Genomic DNA, 23,202 nt, shown 5'->3' on the forward strand with positions numbered 1-23,202 from the left:
GGCTGACTGCGTGCGCCTTCTGCTGACGACCGACACCCACCTCCCCAAACGCGCCAAGCAGCTGCCCGAGCCGCTCCTGGCCGAACTCCCGCGCGCCGACGTCGTGTTCCACGCCGGGGACTGGGTCGACACGGCCACCCTCGACCTGCTGGAGGCCCGCTGCCGCAGAGTCGTCGGCGTGTACGGCAACAACGACGGACCGGTGCTGCGTGCCCGGCTGCCCGAAGTGGCGTACACCGAACTCGACGGAGTGCGCTTCGCAGTCGTGCACGAGACGGGCCCGGCACAGGGCCGGGAAGCCCGCTGTGCCGCCCGGTTCCCCGACCTCGACGTGCTGGTCTTCGGGCACAGCCACATCCCCTGGGACACGACCGCCCCCGGCGGCCTGCGTCTGCTCAACCCCGGCTCCCCGACCGACCGGCGCCGCCAGCCCCACTGCACCTACATGACCGCCACCGTGGCCGACGGCCTCCTCACGGACGTACAACTGCACCGCCTGCCCCCGAGGTAGCCACCGGTTTCGGGACAGCGGGGCGGGGCACCCGGCAACGGCGGGCGTACCTTCGCATCCGCATCCGGCGGCGTTGTCAGACCCTCCTGTTACCAAGGAACCATGACTGGATCACCGGCAACGCTTCTGCGGCGCGCGGTGAGCCCCGCACGGCACGAGGGCTCGCCGCGCACCGTCCTGTTCGTCATGTGCACCGGGTACTTCCTGGTGCTGCTCGACGTCACCATCGTCAACGTCGCGCTGCCCCCCATCGGTTCGGGGCTCGGCACCGACATCGGCGGCCTTCAGTGGGTCGTGGACGGATACGCGCTGGCGCTCGCCGCCCTCATGCTGACCAGCGGGACGGCCGGGGACCTGTACGGGCACCGGCGGGTGGTGCTCGCCGGACTCGTCGTCTTCGGCGCCGGCTCCCTCGCCTGCGGACTCGCCCCCGGTGTCCCCGTCCTGGTCGCCGCCCGGGTGATCCAGGGCGTGGGCGCGGCGCTGCTGCTGCCGGGCACGCTGGCCATCATCAGCCGCGCCTTCCCCGGCGACGCGGCACGCGCCCGGGCGATCGGCGTCTGGGCCGGTACGGGCAGCCTGGCGCTGCCCGCGGGACCGCTGCTCGGCGGCGCCCTCACCGAAACTCTCGGCTGGCGGGCGATCTTCCTGCTGAACGTGCCGATCGTGCTGGTCGCCCTGGTGTGGTCCGCCGCGATCGTGCGGGAGAGCAGAGAGGAGCAGGCCCGGCGCCTGGACGTGCCAGGGCTGCTGCTCGGCAGCCTGCTGCTGCTGGCGACGACGTACGCCTTCATCGAGGGCGGACGCACCGGCGCGGGTGCCCCGCAGGTGCTGGTGGCCGCAGCGCTCGCCGTCCTCATCGTGCCGACGCTGGCCGTGGTCGAACTGCGCCGCGGGGAGGAGGCGATGCTGCCCGTTGCGCTGCTGCGGCGACCCGCCTTCGACGCGGCGAACGTGGTGGCCGGGATCATGAACATGGGCACCCTCGGCACGCTGTTCGTGCTGATGCTGTTCCTGCAGTCGGTCCAGGACCGCTCCGCGCTGCTCGCGGGCGCGGCGGTGATACCGCTGTTCGCCCCGCTCGCCGTCATCGCGCCCGTCGGCGGGCGCATCACCAGCCGGCTCGGGTCGCGGCTTCCGGCCGCCGCGGGTCTGCTCCTCGCCACGGCCGGGCTCGCCCTCCTCGCCCTGGCGGGGCCGCACTCCACGTATCTCGTCCTGCTGCCCGCGTTCCTGCTGTGGGGCATCGGCATGGGCTTTTTGACCCCGGCGGTCGTCGCCGCGGCCATCGCAGCCGTCCCGGCCGACCGTTCGGGGCTGGCCTCCGCGATGAACAACACCGCACGTCAGACCGGCGGTGCGATAGGCATCGCGGTGGCGGGCGCGGTCGCCGGACAGCCCGGTGACGAGACACGTTTCGTACGGGGCTTCCACGCCGTCGCCCTCGGAGCCGCGGGCCTCTACGCGGCCGCCGCGGTGCTCGCCCTGCTCGTGCTGCCGGGTGCCCTGCTTCCGGACGGCGAGAGGTGACGTGAACGGCGTTCGTGGAAGAGAGCCGGGACCGCAGTGACTTCACAAGATCCGGGCCGCTCCATGCAGCTGTGAGCGGCCCGGGCGCTGCGAGTGTGCGCTGTCACGGACCTCCTTCCCGCAGAGGTGCTGTATCGCGGGGGCGTGCATGCCCCATAGGGCGCCGCCTACCCCTCGCCCGGCGCCCCACACCCCGAAATTCGATGGACGTCCGGCCGTCGCTCCGCTGAGATGGGCGGCGTGCTGATCGACGCAACTCTCGTACGCCGTCTGCTCGTTGCCCAGTTCCCGCAATGGGCCGACCTGCCGGTCGTGCCGGTGCCGCAGTCCGGCATGGACAACGCCACCTTCCGGCTCGGCGGCGAGCTGTCGGTACGTCTGCCGCGCTACGCGCACTGGGTCGGCCAGGTGGAGCGCGAGCACCGCTGGCTGCCCCGCCTGGCCCCGTACCTCCCGCTGGACGTCTCCGAGCCCCTCGCGATGGGAGAACCCGGCGAGGGCTACCCCCACCCGTGGTCCGTGTACCGGTGGCTGGAGGGCGAGACGGCGGCCACCGAGGCCCTGGCCGACCCGGTCGGCACCGCCCTCGACCTCGCCGAATTCATCACCGCCCTGCAGGCCGTCGACCCCACAGGCGGCCCCGGCCCCGAGCAGAGCAACGCCTTCCGCGGTGTGCCGCTGGGCGACGCGCGTGACTCCGTGGCCGCAGAGGCCCGTGTGCGGCCCAAACTCGAGGCGCTGAAGAAGGCGGAGCTCATCGATGCCGACGCGGTGACGGAGGTGTGGGAGGCGGCCCTCGCCGCGCCCGCCTGGGAGAAGCCGCCGGTGTGGATCCACGGCGACCTCGACGCGGGCAACCTCCTGACACAGAACGGCCGGCTGAGCGCCGTCATCGACTTCGGCACGCTGGCCGTGGCCGACCCCGCCGTGGACCTGGTGCCCGCCTGGAAGTTCCTGCCCGCGCGGGCACGGGACGTCTTCCGCGAGGCGGTCGGCGCCGACGACGCGACCTGGTCGCGGGGCCGCGGCTGGGCCCTCGCGGGATCGCTCCCGGTACCCGACGACCCCTTCTTCCGGGACCACCCGGCCCGGATCACCGCAGCCCTGAAGCATCTGGAGGCGATCCTCGCGGACTACCGCAGCACCGCAGGCTGAGGGAGATCACCCCCGCCGCAACCTCCGTACCCGCGTGAACACGGCCGCCACCACGACGGCCGCCGCGACCGCCACCGCCGCCCGTTTGGCCACCGGCACCCCGGCCGCACGCAACAGGTCCAGGGGTTCGATCCCCTCCGGCGGCTCCGCCACCGCCGCGGCAGGCTCGGGCTCCACGATCCGCTCCGACAGGCACTGGGCGAACTGGCCGACGAGCCGGTCACCCACCTCCGCCATCACACCGCGCCCGAACTGCGCCGGTCGCCCCGTCACCGTCAGATCGGTGCGCACCGACACCGCCGTACCGCCGTCGCGCTCGGTCAGAGTGCCGGTCACCGTGGCGCGTGCGGTGCCCTGGCCGCGGGTCTCCCGGCCGCTGGCGCTCAGCACCATGCGGTGCGCCGTCTCGTCCTGCTCCTCGAAGACGGCCGTTCCCTTGTACGTCACGGTGATCGGACCCACCTTGACCTTCACCGAGCCGGTGACGGTCTTCCCGTCGTACTCCTCGACCGTCGCACCGGGCATGCACGGGGCGACCCGCTCGATGTCGAGGAGCGTCTGCCAGGCGTCGTCGACCGGGACCGGCACGGTGAACTCGTGGTGCAGCTCCATGACTTCCTCCAACGGGCGTTACGTCGACGGATGGATGGCCCCTGCGGTGGCCGTCAGCGGGGCGCCGCTGCCGCCCCAGCGCTGCGCGACGATCTCGGCGGCGACGGACACGGCGACCTCCTCGGGCGTACGGGCTCCGAGGTCGAGGCCGACCGGTGAGCGCAGCCGGGACAGTTCGCTCTCGCTGAGCCCGGCATCGAGCAGGCGTTTCATGCGGTCGTCGTGGGTGCGGCGGCTGCCCATCGCTCCGATGTAGGCGGCCGGCCGGCGCAGCGCCTCCTCCAGCAGCGGCACGTCGAACTTGGGGTCGTGGGTGAGGACGCAGATCACCGTGCGCTCGTCGGTGTCCGTGCCCCGGAGATAGCGGTGAGGCCAGTCGACGATCACCTCGACGGCGTCCGGAAAGCGTTTGGGTGTGGCGAACACCGGGCGGGCGTCGCACACGGTGACCCGGTAGCCGAGGAAGCTGCCGATGCGGGCGACGGCGGCCGCGTAGTCGATGGCGCCGAAGACCAGCATGCGCGGCGGCGGGGCGAAGGAGTGCAGGAAGACGGTGACCGTGTCCTCGCGGCGCTCGCCGTGCGGGCCGTAGTGTCGCAACCCGGTGGCACCCAGGGCGAGTTCGCCGCGCGCGTCGGCGGTGACGGCGACGTCCAGGCCGGTCGAGCCCAGTGTGCCGGACACCTCGTCCGGCCAGACGGCGAGGGTGGCCCCGATCGTCGCCGGCCCGTCCGTCACCGTCGCCACGGTCACCGCTCGGCCCTCGGCCACGGACTGCGCGACCGCAGCGAACCCGGGGTCGGTCTCCTGCGTGACGGGCCGGACCAGCAGGGTGATCTCACCGCCGCAGGTGAGCCCGACCGCGAACGCGTCCTCGTCGCTGTAGCCGAAGGTCTCCAGGCGCGCCTCGCCGCTCTCCACGACCTCCTGCGCCAGCTCGAAGACCGCGCCCTCCACGCAGCCACCGGACACGCTCCCCACGACCTCGTCACCCGGCCCCACAGCCATGGCCGCACCGGGATCGCGCGGTGCGCTGCGGCTCACGGCGACGACGGTCGCAAGTCCGAACGGGGCCCGGGCCGCGTACCACTCGCTCAGCGTCGGGAGAATCTCACGCACGGTCCGCTCCTTCCACGGGCGCCGGGCCGGCCCCGCGCACCACCGCCGCCAGGCGCTCAAGGGCGGCCAGGCTGTGCCCCTCGACGAAAGCGTCCACGCTCGGCAGCGCCGCCGCCATCCCGGCGGCCAGAGGTGCGTAACCGGGCCGCGCCTTGCGCGGATTGGCCCAGATCACCCGGTGCGCCAGCCGGTGCAGACGGCGCATCTGGGCGCCGAGCAGCTCCGGGTCGCCGCGCTCCCATCCGTCGGACAGCACCACCACGACCGCCCCGCGCGCCATGCCCCGCTGGCCCCAGCGGTCCAGGAACTCGCGCAGCAGCTCCCCGAGCCGGGTGCCGCCGCGCCAGTCGGGTACGGCGGACGCGAGCGCGGCCATCGCCAGGTCCGGGTCGCGGTGCGACAGTTCGCGGGTGACCCGGGTCAGCCGGGTGCCGATGGTGAACACCTCCGTACGGCTCCCACGGGCGGCCGCATGTGCGAACCGCAGCAGCGCATCCGCGTACGGAGTCATCGAACCGCTGACGTCCACGAGCAGGACCACCCGCCGCGGCCGGTCCGCCCGGGTGTGCCGCCGCAGCCGGGCCGGTTCCCCGCCGCGCCGCAGCAGCTCCCGCACCGTCCGGTGCGGATCGACCGCCCCGCGCCGCGCCGACCGCCGCCGCGCCGTGCGCCGCACCTCGCCGCGCAGCGCGAACGCGGCCAGCAACCGGCGCAGTTGCTCACGCTCGGCGGAGTCCAGCCCGGCGACGTCGCGGTGGCGCAGGACCTCCGAGGAACTGGCGAGCGCCGCTGCGGGCGGCGCCGGCTGCTCCTCGTTGCGAGCGGCCGTACGGGGCGCCGCCCCCTCCCGTGAGACCAGCCGCAGCCGGGGAGGGGGCGGCACGGTCACCGTCCGCCCGGCGGGCACAGCACTGCCGAAGTAGGCGGCGAACACGCGCTCGTAGCGCTCCAGGTCGTCCCGCCCGCCGCACAGCGTCAGCCGTCCCGCCCAGTACACGTCCGCCCGCATCCCGGGCCGCAGCTCGTCCACCGCCCGCAGAAAGGCGTGCACCCGCTCGGCACTCGCATCGACCCCGGCCGCGCGCAGGGCACGGGCGAAGCCGAGGAGGGCGGCATCGGCACCGGGCGGTCCGGGCGGAGCACCGTTCTGGGACACAGCAACGTCCACGCTGCTCACACCCCCCGGGCCGCGAGGACCGCCGCCAGATCGAGCCCGCGGGCTCGATCCGTGTCCTCCCGGTACTTGAGTACGGAGCCCAAAGTCGCCACGGCCAGCTCCGCGTCCACCTCGTTTGCGCCCAGGGCGTCCAGTGCCTGGGCCCAGTCGATCGTCTCTGCGACACCCGGCGGTTTCAGCAGGTCCTGCGACCGCAGCGCCTGCACCAGCGCGGTCACCTGCTCCGCCAGCCGAGCGGAGACGGCCGGCAACCGCCGCCGTACGATGGCCAGTTCGCGGGCGAAGCCCGGGTGGTCGAACCAGTGGTACAGGCACCGCCGCTTCAGCGCGTCGTGCACCTCGCGAGTGCGGTTCGAGGTCAGCACCACCACGGGCGGCACCTCGGCCCGTAGCGTCCCCAGCTCCGGGATCGTGACCGAGAACTCCGACAGCAGCTCCAGCAGGAACGCCTCGAACTCGTCGTCGGCACGGTCGATCTCGTCCACCAGCAGCACCGACGGCTGCGTCTCCAGCGCCTTGAGCAGCGGCCGGGCGACCAGGAAGCGACGGTCGTACAGCTCGCCCTCGAGGCGGTCGGCGTCCCTGACGCCGGCCGCCTCCGCGGCTCGCAGGTGCAGCAGCTGACGCGGGAAGTCCCAGTCGTACAGCGCCTGCGAGGCATCGATCCCCTCGTGGCACTGCAACCGGATCAGCGGTGCGTCCAGCGCCTCGGCCAGCGCGGACGCGAGCGCCGTCTTGCCGACGCCCGCGTCGCCCTCGCAGAAGATCGGCCGGTGCAGCCGCAGGGCCAGGAAGCAGGCGGTCGCCAGCCCGTCGTCGACGAGGTACCCCGTCTCCTCCAGGCGGGCCCGCACCTGCTCCGGGCCGTCGATGTCCCCGGCCGGGTCGAGCCTGTCCGCGATCGGGTCCTGCTGGTGCGTGATCGGTCCTCACCCCATTCCGGCGGCGGCCAGCACCGCACGCCTGGTGAGCACCCGCGCCAGGTGCTCGCGGTACTCGGGCGAGGCCGCGATGTCCTGCGAGGGCCGGGTCCCCTCGGCTGCGGACCCGGCGGCCTGCGCCACGGCCTCCGCGTCACCGGCACCGGACAGGGCGTCCTCGGTCGCCGAGGCGCGCAGCGGCGTCGAGCCCATGTTGGTCAGGCCGATCCGCGCCTCGGCGATGTGCCCGTCGTCGCGCCGCACCAGTGCGGCCACGCCGACCGTCGCCCAGGACTGCGCCACCTGGTGGAACTTCTCGTAGTGGAAGCCCCAGCCGTCCGCCTTCGGCACCCGCACCTCCACCAGGAGCTCGTCGGGTTCGAGCGCCGACTGCAGATAGTCGACGAAGAAGTCACTCGCGGGCAGTGTGCGCCGCCCTCGCGGCCCCTGCGCCACGAGTTCGCCGTTCAGGGCCAGGACCACCGCGGGCAGATCGCCGGCCGGGTCGGCGTGCGCGAGGGAACCGCCCAGGGTGCCTCGATGGCGTACGGCGGGATCCGCGACGGTCGCCGTGGCGGAGGCCAGCAGGCCCGCGTGCCGGCGGACCAGCGGATCGTGGATGACGTCGTGGTGCGTGGTCATGGCGCCGATGACGAGTGTGTCGCCGTCCTCGCGCACCCCGCGCAGCTCGGGGATGCGGCCGACGTCCACGACCAGCTCCGGGAAGGCCAGCCGCAGCCTCAGCAGCGGCAGCAGGCTCTGCCCGCCGGCCAGCACCTTCGCCTCCTCCCCGGCGTCGGCGAGCGCGCGTACCGCCTCCTCGACGCTTGCCGGCCGGGTGTAGTCGAATGCCGGAGGAATCATGCCGAGGCCTCCTTCCCGGACTGAACTGCACGCCAGACCCGCTCGGGTGTACAGGGCATGCGGACGTCCTGGACCCCCAGGGGCCGCAGCGCGTCCACGATCGCGTTGACGACGGCGGGCGTGGACGCGATCGTGCCCGCCTCGCCGACACCCTTGACACCCAAGGGGTTCGAGGTGGCCGGCGTCTCCGTCCGCTCGGTCACGAAGTCGGGCAGGTCCGGCGCGGACGGCACGAGGTAGTCGGCCATGGTGCCGGAGACCAGGTTGCCCTCGTCGTCGTACACGGCCTCCTCGTACAGCGCCTGCGCGATGCCCTGCGCGATACCGCCGTGCACCTGCCCCTCGACGATCATCGGGTTGACGACCTTGCCGACGTCGTCGACCGAGACGTAGGAGCGGATGCGCGTCTGCCCCGTCTCGGTGTCGACCTCGACCGCGCACAGGTGGGTGCCGTGCGGGTAGGAGAAGTTGTCCGGGTCGATCAGATGCTCGGCGTTGATGGTGGGCTCCATGCCGTCGGGCAGGTCGTGCGAGGAGAACGTCTCGAAGGCGACCTCCTGGATCGTCTTGCGGGCGTCCGGGGAGCCCTTCACGGAGAACACGCCGCCCGTGAACTCCAGGTCGTTCTCGCTGGCTTCGAGCAGGTGGGCAGCCACTTTCCGGGCCTTGTCGACCACCTTCTGCGCGGCGTGGTGGACGGCTGTCCCGCCCACGACGAGCGACCGCGACCCGTAGGTGTCCATGCCCTGCGGGGCGGCCTTGGTGTCGCCGTGCACCACTTCGACGTCCTCGAACGGCACGCCCAGCACATCCGCGGCGATCTGGCTCCAGCAGGTCACATGGCCCTGTCCGTGCGGACTGGTGCCGGTGACCACCTCGACCTTGCCGGTCGGCAGCATCCTGATCGTCGCCGCCTCCCAGCCGCCGGCCGCATACCGCAGATCCCGCAGCACCCGGCTGGGCGCCAGCCCGCACATCTCGGTGTACGTCGACACGCCGATGCCGAGCCTTACGGTGTCCCCGTGCTCGATGCGGTCCGCCTGCTCGGCGCGGAGCTTGTCATAGTCGAACAGCTCGAGCGCCTTCGCCGTCGCGGCCTCGTAGTTGCCGCTGTCGTAGGTCAGACCCGCGATCGACGTGTACGGGAACTCCTCGTGTCCGATCCAGTTGCGGCGCCGCAACTCCACCGGATCCAGGCCGAGTTCGGCCGCCAGCTCGTCCATGATCCGCTCGATGGCGAACGTCGCCTCCGGACGTCCGGCGCCGCGGTAGGCGTCGGTGGGCGTCCGGGTGGTGAAGACGCCGGTGCAGGTGAAGTCGTAGGAGTCCATCTTGTAGATCGCCGGGTACATGAAGGCACCCAGAATCGGGATGCCCGGCGTGACGAGCATCAGGTACGCGCCCATGTCGGTCAGCAGGTCGACCTTGAGGCCGAGCAGCTTGCCGTCCCGGTTCGCGGCGATCTCGACGTCCTGGATCATGCCACGGCCGTGGTGGGTGGCCAGATAGCCCTCGGAGCGGGACTCGGTCCACTTCACCGGCCGGCCGATCCGCCGGGCGACCGCGAGTGCGAGGGCCTCCTCGCCGTACACCTGGAGCTTGGAGCCGAAGCCGCCGCCCACGTCGGGGGCGACCACCCGGATCTTGTGCTCGGGGATGCCGGTGACCACCGCCATCATGACCCGCAGGATGTGCGGGATCTGCGTGGCCGAGTACAGCGTGTACTCGCCGGACGCAGCCAGTGGGGTGACCACGACCGCGCGCGGTTCCATCGCGTTCGGGATCAGCCGCTGCTGGTGGTACCGGCGCTTGACCGTCACGTCGGCGCGCTGCCGTACGGAGTCGAAGTCCTCGCCGGTCTTCATTGGCCAGACGTAGCAGCGGTTGGTGCCCTTGTCAGAGTGGACCAGCGGGGAGTCGTCGGCGAGCGCGGCCTCCAGGTCCAGCACGGGGGGCAGCGGCTCGTAGTCGACCTCGACGGCCTCCAGGGCGTCGGCGGCCGCGTAGCGGTCGCGGGCCACCACCACCGCCACCGGGTCGCCCGCGTACCGCACCTCGTCGACGGCGATCGGCGGGTGGTCGGGCAGCACGATGTCCTCGGTCACCGGCCAGGCGCAGGGGAGGGAGCCCAGTCCGTCCGCGAGGTCGCTGCCGCTGAACGCGGCGATGACACCGGGGCGTTCCAGAGCCGGTGAGACGTCGATGCGCTCGATGCGGGCGTGCGCCATCGGGCTGCGCAGGATCGCCATATGGAGCAGTCCGTTGACGCTGATGTTGTCGGTCCAGTTGGTCTGCCCGGTGATCAGGCGGGCGTCCTCCTTGCGGGGCCGGGCGCGCCCGACCTCGCCTTGAACGGCCTGGTCGGTCATGCCGGGACCTCCTGTTCGGAGGCGGCCTGGACGGCCCGCACGATGTTCTGGTAGCCGGTGCAGCGGCACAGGTTGCCTTCGAGGGCGTGCCGGATCTCGTCCGAGGTGGGGTGCGGGTGCTCGCGCAGCAGATCGCGGGCGGCCATCAGCATCCCCGGGGTGCAGTAGCCGCACTGCAGGGCGTGCTTCTCGTGGAAGGCGCGCTGGAGGGCGGAAAGCTCCCCGTCCTGGGCCAGCCCCTCGACCGTCGCCACCTCACCTCCGTCCGCCTGGACGGCGAGCACGGAGCAGCTCTTGACGCTGACGCCGTCCAGCTCGACCGTGCAGGCCCCGCAGTTCGAGGTGTCGCAGCCGATGGGGGTGCCGGTCAGACCGAGGCGGTCGCGCAGGTAGTGGACCAGGAGGAGACGGGGTTCCACGTCGTCCTCGTACGTCGTGCCGTCCACCTTCACCGAGACGTGGGTCATGTGCCCTCCCAGGATCATGGGACGTGATGTACGTCACTCTATGACCGGTTGCGGGAGGGGGCGAGGGCAGAGGCGCCATTGGTTGAGCGTTAATCCGTTGCCGTCGTGGCGCCGGTGCTGCTGCACTTCACGTGTCTTGTCATCGCACCGCCCAGGAGAAGCAATGCGCGCACCGTTCATGTCCGCCCAGGAAGGAATGACCCCCTCTTCGAAGGACATGACGCTTCGTGCACTTGCTCAACCTTGGCATCCTCGCGCACGTCGACGCAGGTAAGACCAGCCTGACCGAGCGGCTGCTGCACTCGGTCGGCGTGATCGACGAGCCCGGCCGTGTCGACGACGGGAACACCCGCACCGACACCCTCGCGCTGGAGCGGCAGCGCGGCATCACCATCAAGTCCGCCGTCGTCTCGTTCGCGATCGACGACGTGACGGTCAACCTCATCGACACCCCCGGCCACCCGGACTTCATCGCCGAGGTGGAGCGGGTGCTCGGAGTGCTCGACGGCGCCGTCCTCGTCGTCTCGGCCGTCGAGGGCGTCCAGGCGCAGACCCGCGTCCTGATGCGGACGCTGCAGCGGCTGCGCATCCCGACCCTCCTGTTCGTCAACAAGATCGACCGGCGCGGGGCCCGATACGACGGCGTACTGCGGGAGATCTCCGAGCGGCTCACGCCGGCGATCGTGCCGATGGGGACGGTCGGCGGGCTCGGCACGCCCGATGCCCACTTCGTGCCGGGGCTCGCTGCGACGGCGCTCGACGTTCTCGCGGACCATGACGACGAGCTGCTCGCCGCCTATGTGGAGGGCAGGGACGCGTCGCTTGGCGGCAGCAGTGCTATGTCACATGCGACCAACGGTGCTACGGCACAGACGGCTCGCGGTGCTACGGCACAGACGGTTCGCGGTGGAATGTCACACAGCACTCACGGTGGAATGTCACATAGCACTTACGGTGAAATGTCACATGCCACTCACGGTGCCATGTCATATGCCACTGACAGTGGTATGTCACATGCCGCCCTCCACGCGGCCCTCACCACCCAAACCCGCCAGGCCCTCGTCCACCCCGTCCACTTCGGCTCAGCCATCACCGGCGCAGGCGTGAACGCCCTGATCACCGGCATCAAAGAGCTGCTGCCTCCGGCCGACGGCGACCCCGAGGGACCGGTCTCCGGCACCGTCTTCAAGGTCGAGCGCGGCCCGGCGGGGGAGAAGGTGGCGTACGCGCGCATGTTCTCCGGCACCCTGCGTACCCGCGACCGGATTCCCTTCGGTGAGACCCGCACGGAGGGAAGGATCACCGCGATCAGCGTCTTCGACCACGGCACCGACGTCCGGGCGGACGCCGTCCCCGCCGGACGGATCGCCAGGCTGTGGGGTCTGACCGACATCAGGATCGGTGACGCCCTCGGTGAGCCGCGCACGGCCTACGAGCACTTCTTCGCCCCGCCCACGCTGGAGGCGGTGGTCGTCCCGGGCTCGGGCGTGGACACCCGGAAGCTCCATCTCGCGCTCACCCAGCTCGCCGAACAGGACCCGCTGATCGACCTGCGCCACGACGAGGTGCGCCAGGAGACCTCCGTGTCCCTCTACGGCGAGGTGCAGAAGGAGGTCGTTCAGGCCACGCTCGCCGAGGAGTTCGGGCTCGACGTCACCTTCCGGGAGACCACGGTCATCTGCATCGAGCGGCCGTCCGGCCCGGGAGCGGCAGTCGAGTTCAACAAGAAGGACCAGAACCCGTTCCTGGCCACCGTCGGTCTGCGCGTCGACCCCGCGCCGCCCGGCTCGGGCGTGCAGTTCCGGCTGGAGGTGGAGCTCGGCGCCATGCCGTACGCCTTCTTCAAGGCCGTCGAGGACACCGTCCGCGAAACCCTCGGGCAGGGCCTGCACGGCTGGCAGGTCACCGACTGCACGGTCACCATGACCCACTCCGGCTACTCGCCCCGGCAGAGCCACGCCCACCAGGGCTTCGACAAGAGCATGTCCAGCACCGGCTACGACTTCCGCGGCCTGACCCCGCTGGTCCTGGTCGAGGCGCTGCGCAGGGCGGGCACCCGGGTGCACGAGCCGATGCACCGCTTCCGCCTCGAAGCTCCGGCCGACACCCTCGGCGCCCTGCTGCCGGTGCTGGCCGCCCTGCGTGCCGTGCCGCAGACGACCGAGACGCGCGGCGCCGCCTGCGTCCTGGAGGGGGCGGTCCCGGCCGGCCGGGTGCACGAACTCGAACAGCGGCTGCCCGGACTCACGCGGGGCGAGGGCGAGTGGGAGAGCGCCTTCGACCACTACGCACCGATCACTTACGGAACGGTTCCCGAACGTCCGCGCACTGACCACAACCCCCTCAACCGCAAGGAGTACCTGTTGAACGTGACGCGTCGAGTGGGGAGTTGAGGTGGCTGAGAAGGAACGCTCCTCAAAATCCTGAAACTTACTCAAGAGTCAGAAGTATTGACGGTGTCCGGAAATCACCGGACTGTAGTGGACATGCCGAATATCCGGACACGTCTGCTCCTTGTGCTGGTTGTCCTCTTCGGATCTCTGACGGTGGCGGGCACGCCGTCCGCCACCGCCGCGACCCCTCCCGACTCCCTCTGGTTCGACGCATCGCCCCTGACCGTGCAGAACGGCAGATTCGTCGACGGCAATGGCCGCGAGGTCGTGCTGCGCGGCTACAACGTCTCCGGCGAGACCAAGCTGGAGGAGAACAGCGGCCTGCCCTTCGCCTCGGTCGCCGACGCCAGGAAATCGGCGACCGCGTTGCGCGCCCTCGGCGGCGGCAACTCGGTCCGCTTCCTGCTGTCCTGGGCGCACGCCGAACCCACCCGCGGCACGGTCGACACCGCCTACCTGGCCGCCGCCACCGCGCAGATGGAGGCCTTCCTCGACGCCGGCATCCGCGTCTACCCGGACTTCCACCAGGACCTCTACTCCCGCTACCTCTTCAACTCGGGCAGCTGGTACACGGGCGACGGCGCACCCAAGTGGGCCGTGGCGCTGGGCGGTTACCCTCAGGAGTCGTGCGGGATCTGCCTCTTCTGGGGCCAGAACATCACCCAGAACCAGGCCGTGACGAAGGCGCAGTACGACTTCTGGCACAACAATCACGGCCTCCAGGACTCCTTCCTGGACACCGCACAGAAGACCATGGCCTACGTCGAACAGCACCTGAGCGACGCCGAGTTCGCGAGCGTCGTCGGCTTCGACCCCTACAACGAGCCCTACGCGGGCGGCTACGACTCGGGCCAGACCAGCCGCAGCTGGGAGCAGAGCCTGCTGTGGCCCTTCTATCAGAAGTTCCGGGCCCGGATGGACGCGGCCGGCTGGCAGGCCAAGCCGGCCCTGGTCGAACCGAACCTCTTCTGGAACGCCAACATCGACTCCCAGAAGCAGGAGGGCGGGCTGCTCGACGCAGGCACGCTCGGCCCCCGCTACGTCTTCAACACCCACTTCTACGACCAGAAGGCCATCTCCGGGATCCTGATGTGGGGCAACGCGTCCGACGGGCAGTACGCGACGGACTTCGGGACCATCCGCGACCGGGCGTCCGCCGCCGGGACGGCCGCCGTGGTCAGCGAGTTCGGCCATCCGCTGTCCGGATCGGTGTCGGGCAAGGCTCCCACCGTCGACAAGGCGATGTACCAGGCCCTCGACTCCCGCCTGCCGGGCTCCAGCTGGTGGTCCAACCCGGCCTCCTCCGGCCCGGTCCTCTCCGGCAACCAGTGGCAGTGGGACATCTACAACGGCCGCCACCACGAGCTGATGAACGACAACCCCGCCAAGGTCCGGACGTCGGGTGACGCCTGGAACGACGAGGACCTCTCCTCCGCAAAGCTCGACGAATCAGGTGCGGTGACACTCCGTCAGGACGCCCGTCTCCTCGACCGTGTCTACCCCAGTGCGACGGCCGGAACGGCGGTCGCCTTCACCTACGAGGACCGCTCACGCGACGGTTCCACGACCCTGACCTGGAACCCGGTGCCGAGTTCACTGCCGAACCTGTCCCAGCTGGTCGGTTCCGGCCAGTACGGGCTGCTCGTGTGGAAGTCGGGCAGCGGCACGGCACCCACCGAACTGCACCTGCCTGCCTCGTTCCCGACCGCGACGACCACGGTCGTCTCCGACCTCGGCACGGTCTACGGCCCGCCTGCGTACGCGACCTCGACACCGGTCGCGGCCGCTCCCGAACCTGGCGGAACGGGCAGCCGCCGCCTCCTGCTCACCGACTCGGACTCCGGCGTCCTGCACTACGCGCTGGTGACCAACGGGGCGACGTCACCGTCGGTGAGCCTGCTCAGCGCGGCGAGGGCCGAGCTGGCGGCCTGGGCGGCGGCGCACTTCTGAGCGGGGGGCCCGGGCGGGCCCGGCGGGGATCTTCTCCGCCGCGCCCGCCCGAGGCTCGGCGACGGTCCTGCGCCCGCCTCCCGCATTCGGCCGTACGCGTACACGCAACCGGCCGACGGCATGACCGTTCGCCGCAGATGCGTCCGCATCTCGGGCCGCCACCGGCACAGGACCACACGTCAACGGCGCCGGACCTTGTCGTCCGGCGCCGTCGACGAAGGGCTCAGCCGGTGGACGGACCCGTCCAGCCGGCCTGCACATGGCCGAGCCGCACCCGCTGCGGGTGGTCCCCGACCGGCACGGACGTGACCTTCTGGCCGGTCGCGAAGTCGATCGCAGTGACCTGGTCGGCGCCGCTCTCGGAGATGATGCAGTCCTTGCCGTCGCCGCTGACCGTGGCCCAGTAGGGCTTGGACGCGGTGACCAGCGGACCCTCCTGGAGGGTGGCGCGGTCGACGACCGTCGCGTAGTCGTCCATCGTGCCCGCGACGCAGAGCTTGGTGCCGTCCGGGTTCATCGAAATGCCGTGGTGGCGCGAGTCGTTGACCCAGGTCGTGCGGTCCTCGCTGGTCGCCGGGTTCTTCGGGAGCGTCTTCACCCGGGTGATCTTGTCGGCGGCGACGTCGTACTCGAGGAAGCCGTTGAAGAAGGACACCTGGAAGTAGAGCTTGGACTCGTCGGGCGAGAAGACGGCCGGGCGCACCGCGTCCGAGAAGTCCTTCAGCCCGATGGCGTTCAGCCGGTCCCGCATGTCGATGGTCTTGACCTGCTTGTACGTCGTCGCGTCCACGACCGTGATGTGCCGGTCGCCCTTCGTCCAGTCCCAGGCCGGGTCGTCCAGGGAGGTGTTGACGTCCCCGATGGCCATGTTCCAGATGTACCTGCCGTCCTTGGTGAAGATGTTCTCGTGCGGCTTGTCGCCCGTGGCGAACGAGCCGAGCTGTTTGCCCGTGTTGATGTCGAGCACGTGCACCGTGTTCGCGGTGGAGGCGGAGACGGCCACCCGGGTGCCGTCGGGGGAGACGGCCATGTGGTCGGCGCGGTAACCCGCCACGGGGAATCGCCAGTTGACGGCTCCGGTGGCCAGGTCGATGGAGACCACGTCGGCGAAGCTCGGGCGGGAGACCACCACCGACCTGCCGTCCGGTGTGGAGTACATGTCGTCGGCGAACTGGTCGTGGCCCTCGCCGACGCTGTTGCGGATCGCCATGAAGTAGGCCCACTTGATCGGGTTGGCGTTGATCTCCGCCATCCGCTGGTCCTTGTCCGGGATGACATTGATACGGCCGACCTTCGCGAAGTCGCCCGTGGACTTGATGACGTCGGCCGTGCCGTCCCAGTTGTTGCCGACGAACATCACCTCGCGCAGGGCGGCTGCGGTGGAGGAGTCGGTGGCGGCGGAGACGGCGGTCGCGGGAACGCTGACGGTCAGGGCGAGGGCGGCGGCTACGGAGCAAAGGTGCCTGGTTCTGAAGGCAGGCATGAGTGCTCTCTCCTCTGGGTGCGGGGCATCGGGTGCCGGAAGCTGGCGCGTGCAGGGCGGGGGTGACGGGGGCATGCCAAGCGGAATGCCTCGGTCGAATCTGAAAACAAGCTCGTTCAGATTCCTACTTACTGGAAAGTAAGGAAGAGGTGCCCTTCTCCACAAGACTGCGTACACGACAAAATTGGCGGAGCGGGCGACCAGGGAGGTTCAGTGGCGGGAAGGCTCAAGGCGCCGACCGGACGGTACGGCGGCAAGACCGCCGCGGAACGGCAGGCCGAGCGGCGCAGGAGATTCCTCGACGCCGCGCTCGAACTCTTCGGCGGCGACCCCGGCTACCGCGCCACCACGGTCGCGGCCCTCAGCGAGGCCGCGGGCCTGTCCACCCGCCAGTTCTACGAGGAGTTCCGCACCCTCGAGGACGTGCTGGCCGCGCTGCACCTCCAGGTCAACGACTGGGCCGAGGAGGCCGTCCTGACTGCGTTCGCCGAGGCCCGGGGTCTCCCGCTCGCCGAGCGCGTCACCGCGATCTTCCGGGCCTACGCCGGGAACGTCACCGGCGATCCACGCCGGATCAGGATCACCTTCGTCGAGATCATCGGCGTCAGCGCACGCCTGGAGGAACAGCGCCTGGCCCGCCGCTCCCGCTGGGTGGACCTCATCTGCGCCGAGGCGGACACGGCCGCCGCCCAAGGAGAGGCCGCGCCCCGCGACTACCGCATCGCCGCGACGGCCTTCATCGGCAGCGTCAACGGGCTGCTGCACGACTGGAGCGCCGGCTGGGTGAACGCGACGCTCGACGAAGTGGTCGACGAACTGGTCCAGCAGCTGCTGGCGATTCTGCGTCCGCCGGGCTGGACGGCACCGACCGATTGAGGGACGCCCCCGGGCCGGGCCGGGCCTCTGACGACCTCTGCCGCTGATCGGTTGGCGACACTCCCATGTCCTGCCCCGCGGATTGCCTGACCACTCCGAGTGACCCCTCGAACGGCTCAGTGATGCTGCGCCGGAGGAGGCGAGGGTGCGTGGGCGATGTGACCGTGGTGGAAGGCATGGGCGTGCACACGGTGACGAGGAGGCGCGATGTCGGAGGGTTCGGTCGAGGGCGGCATGGCGCCCGCCGCCACGAGAGACGCCCCGGACCTGCCCCCCGAACGGGCCCGGAACGGCTTCGAGCAGTTGAGCGCCGTCGCCGACGCCGTCCTGTACGAGGGCTACCTCCTGTATCCCTACCGCCGCTCGTCCGCCAAGAACCGCGTCCGCTGGCAGTTCGGAGTGCTCTTCCCACGGGCCTGGGTGGAGCGGGACGGCCCGGTCGTCCCCGGTGTGTCCGGTTCCGCCGACTCCTGGTACCAGCAGACCGAGTGCCTGCTGATCCGACAGCCCGGCGCGACCTTGCGGGTGAGGCTTCGATACCTCCAGCTGCAGCGCAAGCAGGTGGAGGAGACCGGCCATGGCCGCCTCCGAGAGGTCGAGTCGCTGCGCACCGACGACGGCACGGTGCATCTGACCTTCGACGAGGCCGTGCCGTGCGAAGTGGACATTGCGGTCCCGCTGGACGACCTCCTCCAAGGGGAACGCTCTGTTGCGGCGGGGGCGGCGGCCGGGACGGGCATCGAAGCACTGCCCTCGGGCGCCGGGCGGGTGGTGCGACGCCGCGAGGAGGTGCGGGCCGACCTCACCGTCGGCGCCGAGCGGTTGGGGCAGAACCTCTTCCGTCTACGGGTACGCACCACCCACACGGGACCTGTGCAGGATCCGCGGGCCACGCGCGAAAAAGCGCTGGGTGGCGCGCTCATCGCCGCCCACACCCTCATCGGCGGTGACGGCGTCGAGTTCGTCTCGCTGATCGATCCGCCCGAGGACCTGCGTGCGCATGCAGGTACGTGCCGGAACGAATTCACCTTCCCCGTCCTCGGTGGCGAACCCTCCACTTCCCGCGCCGACGCCACGGGACACGTCCTCCTCTCCTCGCCGATCATCCTTCCCGACCATCCACAGGTGGCCCCGGAGAGCCCGGGGGATCTCCACGACGCCGCGGAGATCGACGAGATCCTCACGCTGCGCACGATGCTGCTGACGGACGAGGAGAAGCGCGAGGCGCGCGCCACCGACCCACGGGCCGCCGCGATCCTCGACCGGGTCGACACCATGCCACCGGAGGTCTTCGCACGGCTGCACGGCGCAGTCCGCTCCCTTGCCCCGGCAAACCCGTCGCCCCCGTTCACCGAACGCCCCGCCTGGTGGCAGGAGGGCGCCGACGACGGACTCGCCCCCTCCACCGACACGGTGCTCGTCGACGGCGTGCCCGTCGGCGGCGGCAGCCGGGTACGGCTTCGGCCACGGGGCCGGGGTGCCGACGCCCAGGACATGTTCCTGGCCGGACGGACCGCAGAGGTGGCCGCCGTCTTCCACGACGTGGACGGCAGCGTGCACCTCGCCGTCACGCTCGACGACGATCCCGCGGCCGAACTGCACAGCTGGTACGGCCGTTTCCACTACTTCCGGCCCGACGAACTCGAACCACTCCAGCCCACCGACTCCGACACCCCCGCCAGCGGAGGCCGTTGACATGACAACGCACAGCAGCACCACCGAGGTCAGCGCCGAACCCGGCCGCGGCGAGGAACGGCAGGGCTTCGACGAGATCCACATCCTCTGGATCTCCGAGGGCATGAGCTGCGACGGCGACACCGTCTCCCTGACGGCCGCCGACCAGCCCTCCATCGAGGACCTGGTCCTCGGCCTGATCCCGGGCCTGCCGAAGGTGAACCTGGTCAACAAGGTGCTCTCCCCGAGCCTGGGCGGCGAGGACTTCCTCGCTCCCTACCGGGCGGCCGTACGTGGCGAGCTGGCCCCGTTCATCCTCGTCATCGAGGGCTCGATCCCCAACCAGAACATCATCGAGGGCGAGGGCTACTGGACGTCCTTCGGCAACGACCCGGAGACCGGCGAACCTCAGACCCTCAACTGGTGGATCGACCAACTGGCCCCCAAAGCCTGGGCGGTGGTGGCCGCGGGCACCTGCGCCACCTTCGGCGGCATTCACGCCATGGCCGGCAACCCGACCGGCTGCATGGGCCTCGCGGACTACCTGGGCTGGGACTTCAGGACCCAGGGCGGCCTGCCCGTGGTGAACGTCCCCGGCTGCCCGATCCAGCCCGAGAACTTCATGGAGACCCTGATCTGGGTCCTCTACCACGCGGCCGGATCCGCTCCGCCGCCCCCACTGGACCACATGCTGCGTCCGCAGTGGCTGTTCGGCAAGACGGTCCACGAGGGCTGCGACCGCGGCTCGTACTACGAGCAGGGCAACTTCGGCAAGGACTACAACTCGCCCAAGTGCCTGGTGAAGACGGGCTGTTGGGGCCCGGTCGTCAACTGCAACGTGCCCAAGCGCGGCTGGATGGCGGGCATCGGCGGCTGCCCGAACGTCGGCGGCATCTGCATCGGCTGCACGATGCCCGGCTTCCCCGACGCGTTCATGCCGTTCATGGACGAGCCGCCCGGCGGAACGCTGTCCTCGATGATCGTCAAGCCGTACGGGGCCGTCATCCGCCGTCTGCGCGGCTTCACGAACGAGCTGGTCAACCACGAACCCAGATGGCGCCACAACAAACGGAAGCTGACCAGCGGTTACGACCCGCACTGGCGTCCCTGACCCCGCCTGACACACCCCACCACGGACCGACCTACGGAACAGCGACAGCAAGGGGCAGTAACAGCAATGACCACAACCGAGGCCCGGCCCACGGGACGCAAGCCGCCGCAGCTCGTGGACATGTCCTGGGACCCGATCACCCGGATCATCGGAAACCTGGGGATCTACACGAAGATCGACTTCGCCAACCGGGAGGTCGTGGAGTGCCACAGCACGTCGTCGCTGTTCCGTGGCTACTCGGTCTTCATGAAGGGCAAGGACCCGCGCGACGCGGGCTTCATCACCTCCCGCATCTGCGGCATCTGCGGCGACAACCACACCACCTGCTCCGACTACGCCCAGCAGATGGCCTACGGGGTCAAGCCGCCGCGGCTCGCCGAGCACATCGTCAACCTCGGCGAAGCGGCCGAGTACATGTTCGACCACACGATCTTCCAGGACAACCTGGTGTTCGTGGACTTCTGCGAAGCCATGGTCAAGGCCACCAACCCCGGTGTGCTGGCCCGCGCCGAGCGCACCGACGCCCCCCGCGGGGACATCCACGGCTACCGGACGATCGCCGACATCATGAAGGCCTTCAACCCCTTCGAGGGCGAGGTCTACAAGGAGGCCCTGAAGGTCAGCCGGGTCACCCGCGAGATGTTCTGCCTGATGGAGGGACGGCACGTCCACCCGTCCACGCTGTACCCCGGCGGCGTGGGCACGCTGCCGCAGCCGACGGTCTTCACCGACTACCTCAGCCGGCTCATGCGGGTCATCGACTTCGTCAAGAAGGCCGTCGCCATGAACGACGACGTCTTCGACTTCTTCTACGAGGCGCTGCCCGGCTACGAGGAGGTCGGCCGGCGCCGCATCCTGCTGGGCTGCTGGGGCGCCTTCCAGGACCCCGACGTCGTCGACTACCGCTACGAGAACATGAACACCTGGGGCAGGGCGATGTACGTCACCCCGGGCATCGTCGTCGACGGCGAACTGGTCACCAACAACCTCGTCGACATCAACCTCGGCCTGCGGATCATGCTCGGCAGCTCCTACTACGAGGACTGGGTGGGCGAGCAGCCCTTCGTCACCCACGACCCGCTCGGCAACCCGGTCGACATGCGCCACCCGTGGAACCAGACCACCGTGCCGGTGCCGCAGAAGCGCGACTTCGACGCCAAGTACAGCTGGGTGATGAGCCCGCGCTGGTACGACGCGCGCAGCGGCGACCACCTCGCCCTGGACACCGGCGGCGGCCCGCTCGCCCGCCTCTGGTCGACCGCGCTGAGCGGACTGGTCGACACCCCGTACATCAAGTCCACCGGCCACAGCGTGCGCATCTCGCTGCCCAAGGGCGAGTCGCTGCCGGAGACGACCCTGGAGTGGCGCATCCCGAAGTGGAGCAACACCATCGAACGGGACCGCGCCCGGCCCTACTTCGTCGCCTACGCGGCCGCCATGGCCCTGCAGTTCCTGGAAGAGGCGATGGGACTGGTCCGCGACGGCGACACCAAGGTGTTCGAGAACTTCGAGGTGCCCGACGAGGCCATCGGCTGCGGCTTCCACGAGGCGGTGCGCGGGGTCCTCTCCCACCACCTGGTGATCAAGGACAGGAAGATCGCCAACTACCACCCGTATCCGCCCACTCCGTGGAACGCCAGCCCCCGCGACAAGTTCGGCACCCCCGGCCCCTACGAGGACGCGGTCCAGGGGCAGCCGATCTTCGAGGAGAACGGTCCGGACGACTTCAAGGGCGTCGACATCATGCGCACGGTCCGCAGCTTCGACCCCTGTCTGCCGTGCGGTGTGCACATGTACGTCGGCAAGGGCAAGACGCTGACCACCCTGCACTCGCCGACGTACGGCGCGAACCATGGCTGAGGCCGAGCGGCTCGCGGACCCGGCCGTCGAGGCCCGGCTGGCCCGCCTCGACCAGCTGCTGGAAGAGCTCGAGTCCGCACCCGGACCCGCCACCCGCTCCGTGGTCGAGACGGTACGGCTGCTGACCGAGGTCTACGGCGAGGCGCTGGCCCGGGTCATGGACCACGCGGACGCGCGGCTGGCCGAACGCCTCGCCGACGACGAGCTGTTGGGGCACCTCCTGGTGCTGCACGAGATCCACCCGGAACCCGTCGAGCGCCGGGCGGCCCGCGCCGTCGAGCGGCTGCGGCCCGCCGTACAGGAGCGCGGCCGCGACGTGGAGTGGGCCGGCGCGGACGGCGAGGTGGGACGCGTGCGGCTGACGGCGGGCGGCGGTTGCGGCTCCGGATGCGGCGGGGCCACGGACGACGTCACCGCCGCGGTCCGGGAGGCGGTGCTCGCCGTGGCCCCGGAGCTGACGGAGGTGGAGCCGGTACAGACCACGGCTCCGGCCTTCGTACCGCTGACCACCCTCACCCACCGAGGCACACCGTGACCACGGACGGAGCGCTCGCCCGCCTCATCCGCTCCTCCGCCGAACCCACGCCACCGACCGAGACGGAGCGGTGCGACCTGTGCGCAGCGCCGGTGCCCGACGACCACCGCCACCTGTACGACACCGCGGCCGAGGAGGTGCGCTGCGCCTGCGGCCCCTGCTCGGTGCTGTTCGCCGACGGCGGCGCGGGCGACGGGCACTACCGGCTCGTTCCCCGCAGGCGGATCCGTCTTTCCCGGGTGGACACTGAGGTTCTGGGAGTGCCCGTCGGTCTGGTCTTCTTCGTGCCCCGGGCCGACGGCACGGTCACCGCAGAGGGCCCGAGCCCGGCCGGGGCCATGCGGTGGGAGATCGACGCGACGGCCTGGCAGCGGCTGACCGAGGCCTGTCCGCAGCTCGCGTCCGTGGAACCCGACGTGGAGGCACTGCTCGTGAACACCGTCCACGGCCTCGACCACCACTGGATCGTGCCGGTCGACGACTGCTACCGCATGATCGCCCTCGTACGCCGGGAATGGCGCGGCCTGTCCGGCGGCGGCCGGGTCTGGCCCGCCGTCGAGCGGTTCTTCGACGACCTCACCGAGCGGCCATGACCA

At 70.7% G+C, this 23,202-nt stretch carries 19 protein-coding genes; 11 read left to right on the plus strand and 8 right to left on the minus strand.

Translation table 11 applies throughout. The annotated features are described in order from the left end of the window. Positions 1–10: 10 nt before the first annotated feature. The 3 genes from EDD92_RS45145 (at position 11) to EDD92_RS45155 (ending at position 3,196) form a co-directional block, all read left to right on the plus strand. Positions 11–511 carry a metallophosphoesterase gene (locus EDD92_RS45145; RefSeq protein ID WP_123969629.1) on the plus strand — a complete coding sequence of 167 codons (501 nt, stop codon included), beginning with the start codon at positions 11–13 and terminating at the stop codon, positions 509–511. A 102-nt stretch (positions 512–613) separates the two neighbouring features. After that, positions 614–2,041 carry an MFS transporter gene (locus EDD92_RS45150; RefSeq protein WP_260327194.1) on the plus strand — a complete coding sequence of 476 codons (1,428 nt, stop codon included), beginning with the start codon at positions 614–616 and terminating at the stop codon, positions 2,039–2,041. Between the two features lie 231 nt (positions 2,042–2,272). Further along, a complete protein-coding gene (locus tag EDD92_RS45155) occupies positions 2,273–3,196 on the plus strand; it encodes an aminoglycoside phosphotransferase family protein (protein WP_185124333.1) in 924 nt (307 codons plus the stop codon). A gap of 6 nt (positions 3,197–3,202) precedes the next feature. Here EDD92_RS45155 and EDD92_RS45160 read toward each other — a convergent pair whose 3' ends face one another. The 7 genes from EDD92_RS45160 to EDD92_RS45190 are packed head-to-tail and all read right to left on the minus strand — an operon-like array spanning position 3,203 to position 10,724. Continuing rightward, entirely contained in the window at positions 3,203–3,808 is a 606-nt protein-coding gene (locus EDD92_RS45160) for an SRPBCC family protein (RefSeq protein ID WP_123969631.1), read from the minus strand. 18 nt (positions 3,809–3,826) lie between these two features. Continuing rightward, positions 3,827–4,927 (minus strand): XdhC/CoxI family protein, encoded by a 1,101-nt coding sequence (locus EDD92_RS45165; protein WP_123969632.1) that lies wholly within the window; start codon positions 4,925–4,927, stop codon positions 3,827–3,829. Further along, complete coding sequence (locus EDD92_RS45170; protein ID WP_260327195.1) at positions 4,920–6,095, minus strand: VWA domain-containing protein; 1,176 nt, start codon at positions 6,093–6,095, stop codon at positions 4,920–4,922. The genes EDD92_RS45165 and EDD92_RS45170 overlap by 8 nt, the downstream gene beginning before the upstream one ends. Positions 6,096–6,100: 5 nt before the next feature. Next, positions 6,101–7,027: an AAA family ATPase gene (locus EDD92_RS45175; protein WP_399185553.1), complete on the minus strand. Its 927-nt coding sequence runs from the start codon at positions 7,025–7,027 to the stop codon at positions 6,101–6,103. A 6-nt stretch (positions 7,028–7,033) separates the two neighbouring features. Then, positions 7,034–7,888, minus strand: a complete 855-nt coding sequence (locus EDD92_RS45180) for a xanthine dehydrogenase family protein subunit M (protein ID WP_123969634.1) — start codon at positions 7,886–7,888, stop codon at positions 7,034–7,036. After that, entirely contained in the window at positions 7,885–10,257 is a 2,373-nt protein-coding gene (locus EDD92_RS45185) for a xanthine dehydrogenase family protein molybdopterin-binding subunit (protein WP_123969635.1), read from the minus strand. Before EDD92_RS45185 ends, EDD92_RS45180 begins: the two co-directional genes overlap by 4 nt. After that, the gene (locus EDD92_RS45190) at positions 10,254–10,724 is read right to left on the minus strand and encodes a (2Fe-2S)-binding protein (RefSeq protein ID WP_123969636.1); all 471 of its coding nucleotides are present in this window, start codon (positions 10,722–10,724) and stop codon (positions 10,254–10,256) included. Before EDD92_RS45190 ends, EDD92_RS45185 begins: the two co-directional genes overlap by 4 nt. 227 nt (positions 10,725–10,951) lie before the next feature. Here EDD92_RS45190 and EDD92_RS45195 point away from each other — a divergent pair, with 227 nt between their 5' ends. Next, positions 10,952–13,117 (plus strand): translation factor GTPase family protein, encoded by a 2,166-nt coding sequence (locus tag EDD92_RS45195; protein WP_123969637.1) that lies wholly within the window; start codon positions 10,952–10,954, stop codon positions 13,115–13,117. Between the two features lie 93 nt (positions 13,118–13,210). Next, on the plus strand, positions 13,211–15,067 hold the full coding sequence (locus EDD92_RS45200; protein ID WP_123969638.1) for a cellulase family glycosylhydrolase: 1,857 nt from the start codon (positions 13,211–13,213) through the stop codon (positions 15,065–15,067). Between the two features lie 223 nt (positions 15,068–15,290). Here the strand turns inward: EDD92_RS45200 and EDD92_RS45205 are convergent, their stop codons facing one another. After that, entirely contained in the window at positions 15,291–16,550 is a 1,260-nt protein-coding gene (locus tag EDD92_RS45205) for a YncE family protein (RefSeq protein ID WP_123969639.1), read from the minus strand. A 213-nt stretch (positions 16,551–16,763) separates the two neighbouring features. Here EDD92_RS45205 and EDD92_RS45210 point away from each other — a divergent pair, with 213 nt between their 5' ends. The 6 genes from EDD92_RS45210 to EDD92_RS45235 all read left to right on the plus strand — a co-directional run bounded on the left by EDD92_RS45210 (position 16,764) and on the right by EDD92_RS45235 (position 23,199). Further along, positions 16,764–17,426 carry a TetR/AcrR family transcriptional regulator gene (locus tag EDD92_RS45210; RefSeq protein WP_123969640.1) on the plus strand — a complete coding sequence of 221 codons (663 nt, stop codon included), beginning with the start codon at positions 16,764–16,766 and terminating at the stop codon, positions 17,424–17,426. 207 nt (positions 17,427–17,633) lie between these two features. Then, positions 17,634–19,121 carry a hypothetical protein gene (locus tag EDD92_RS45215; RefSeq protein WP_123969641.1) on the plus strand — a complete coding sequence of 496 codons (1,488 nt, stop codon included), beginning with the start codon at positions 17,634–17,636 and terminating at the stop codon, positions 19,119–19,121. A gap of 1 nt (position 19,122) precedes the next feature. Further along, the gene (locus tag EDD92_RS45220; RefSeq protein WP_030937797.1) at positions 19,123–20,211 is read left to right on the plus strand and encodes a hydrogenase expression protein HypE; all 1,089 of its coding nucleotides are present in this window, start codon (positions 19,123–19,125) and stop codon (positions 20,209–20,211) included. A gap of 66 nt (positions 20,212–20,277) precedes the next feature. Then, on the plus strand, positions 20,278–22,071 hold the full coding sequence (locus EDD92_RS45225) for a nickel-dependent hydrogenase large subunit (protein WP_123969642.1): 1,794 nt from the start codon (positions 20,278–20,280) through the stop codon (positions 22,069–22,071). After that, a complete protein-coding gene (locus EDD92_RS45230; RefSeq protein WP_123969643.1) occupies positions 22,064–22,606 on the plus strand; it encodes a NifU family protein in 543 nt (180 codons plus the stop codon). The genes EDD92_RS45225 and EDD92_RS45230 overlap by 8 nt, the downstream gene beginning before the upstream one ends. Beyond that, on the plus strand, positions 22,603–23,199 hold the full coding sequence (locus EDD92_RS45235) for a DUF5947 family protein (RefSeq protein WP_123969644.1): 597 nt from the start codon (positions 22,603–22,605) through the stop codon (positions 23,197–23,199). The genes EDD92_RS45230 and EDD92_RS45235 overlap by 4 nt, the downstream gene beginning before the upstream one ends. Positions 23,200–23,202: the final 3 nt, after the last annotated feature.

This window comes from Streptomyces sp. TLI_185 (assembly GCF_003814765.1).
Classification (GTDB): domain Bacteria; phylum Actinomycetota; class Actinomycetes; order Streptomycetales; family Streptomycetaceae; genus Streptomyces.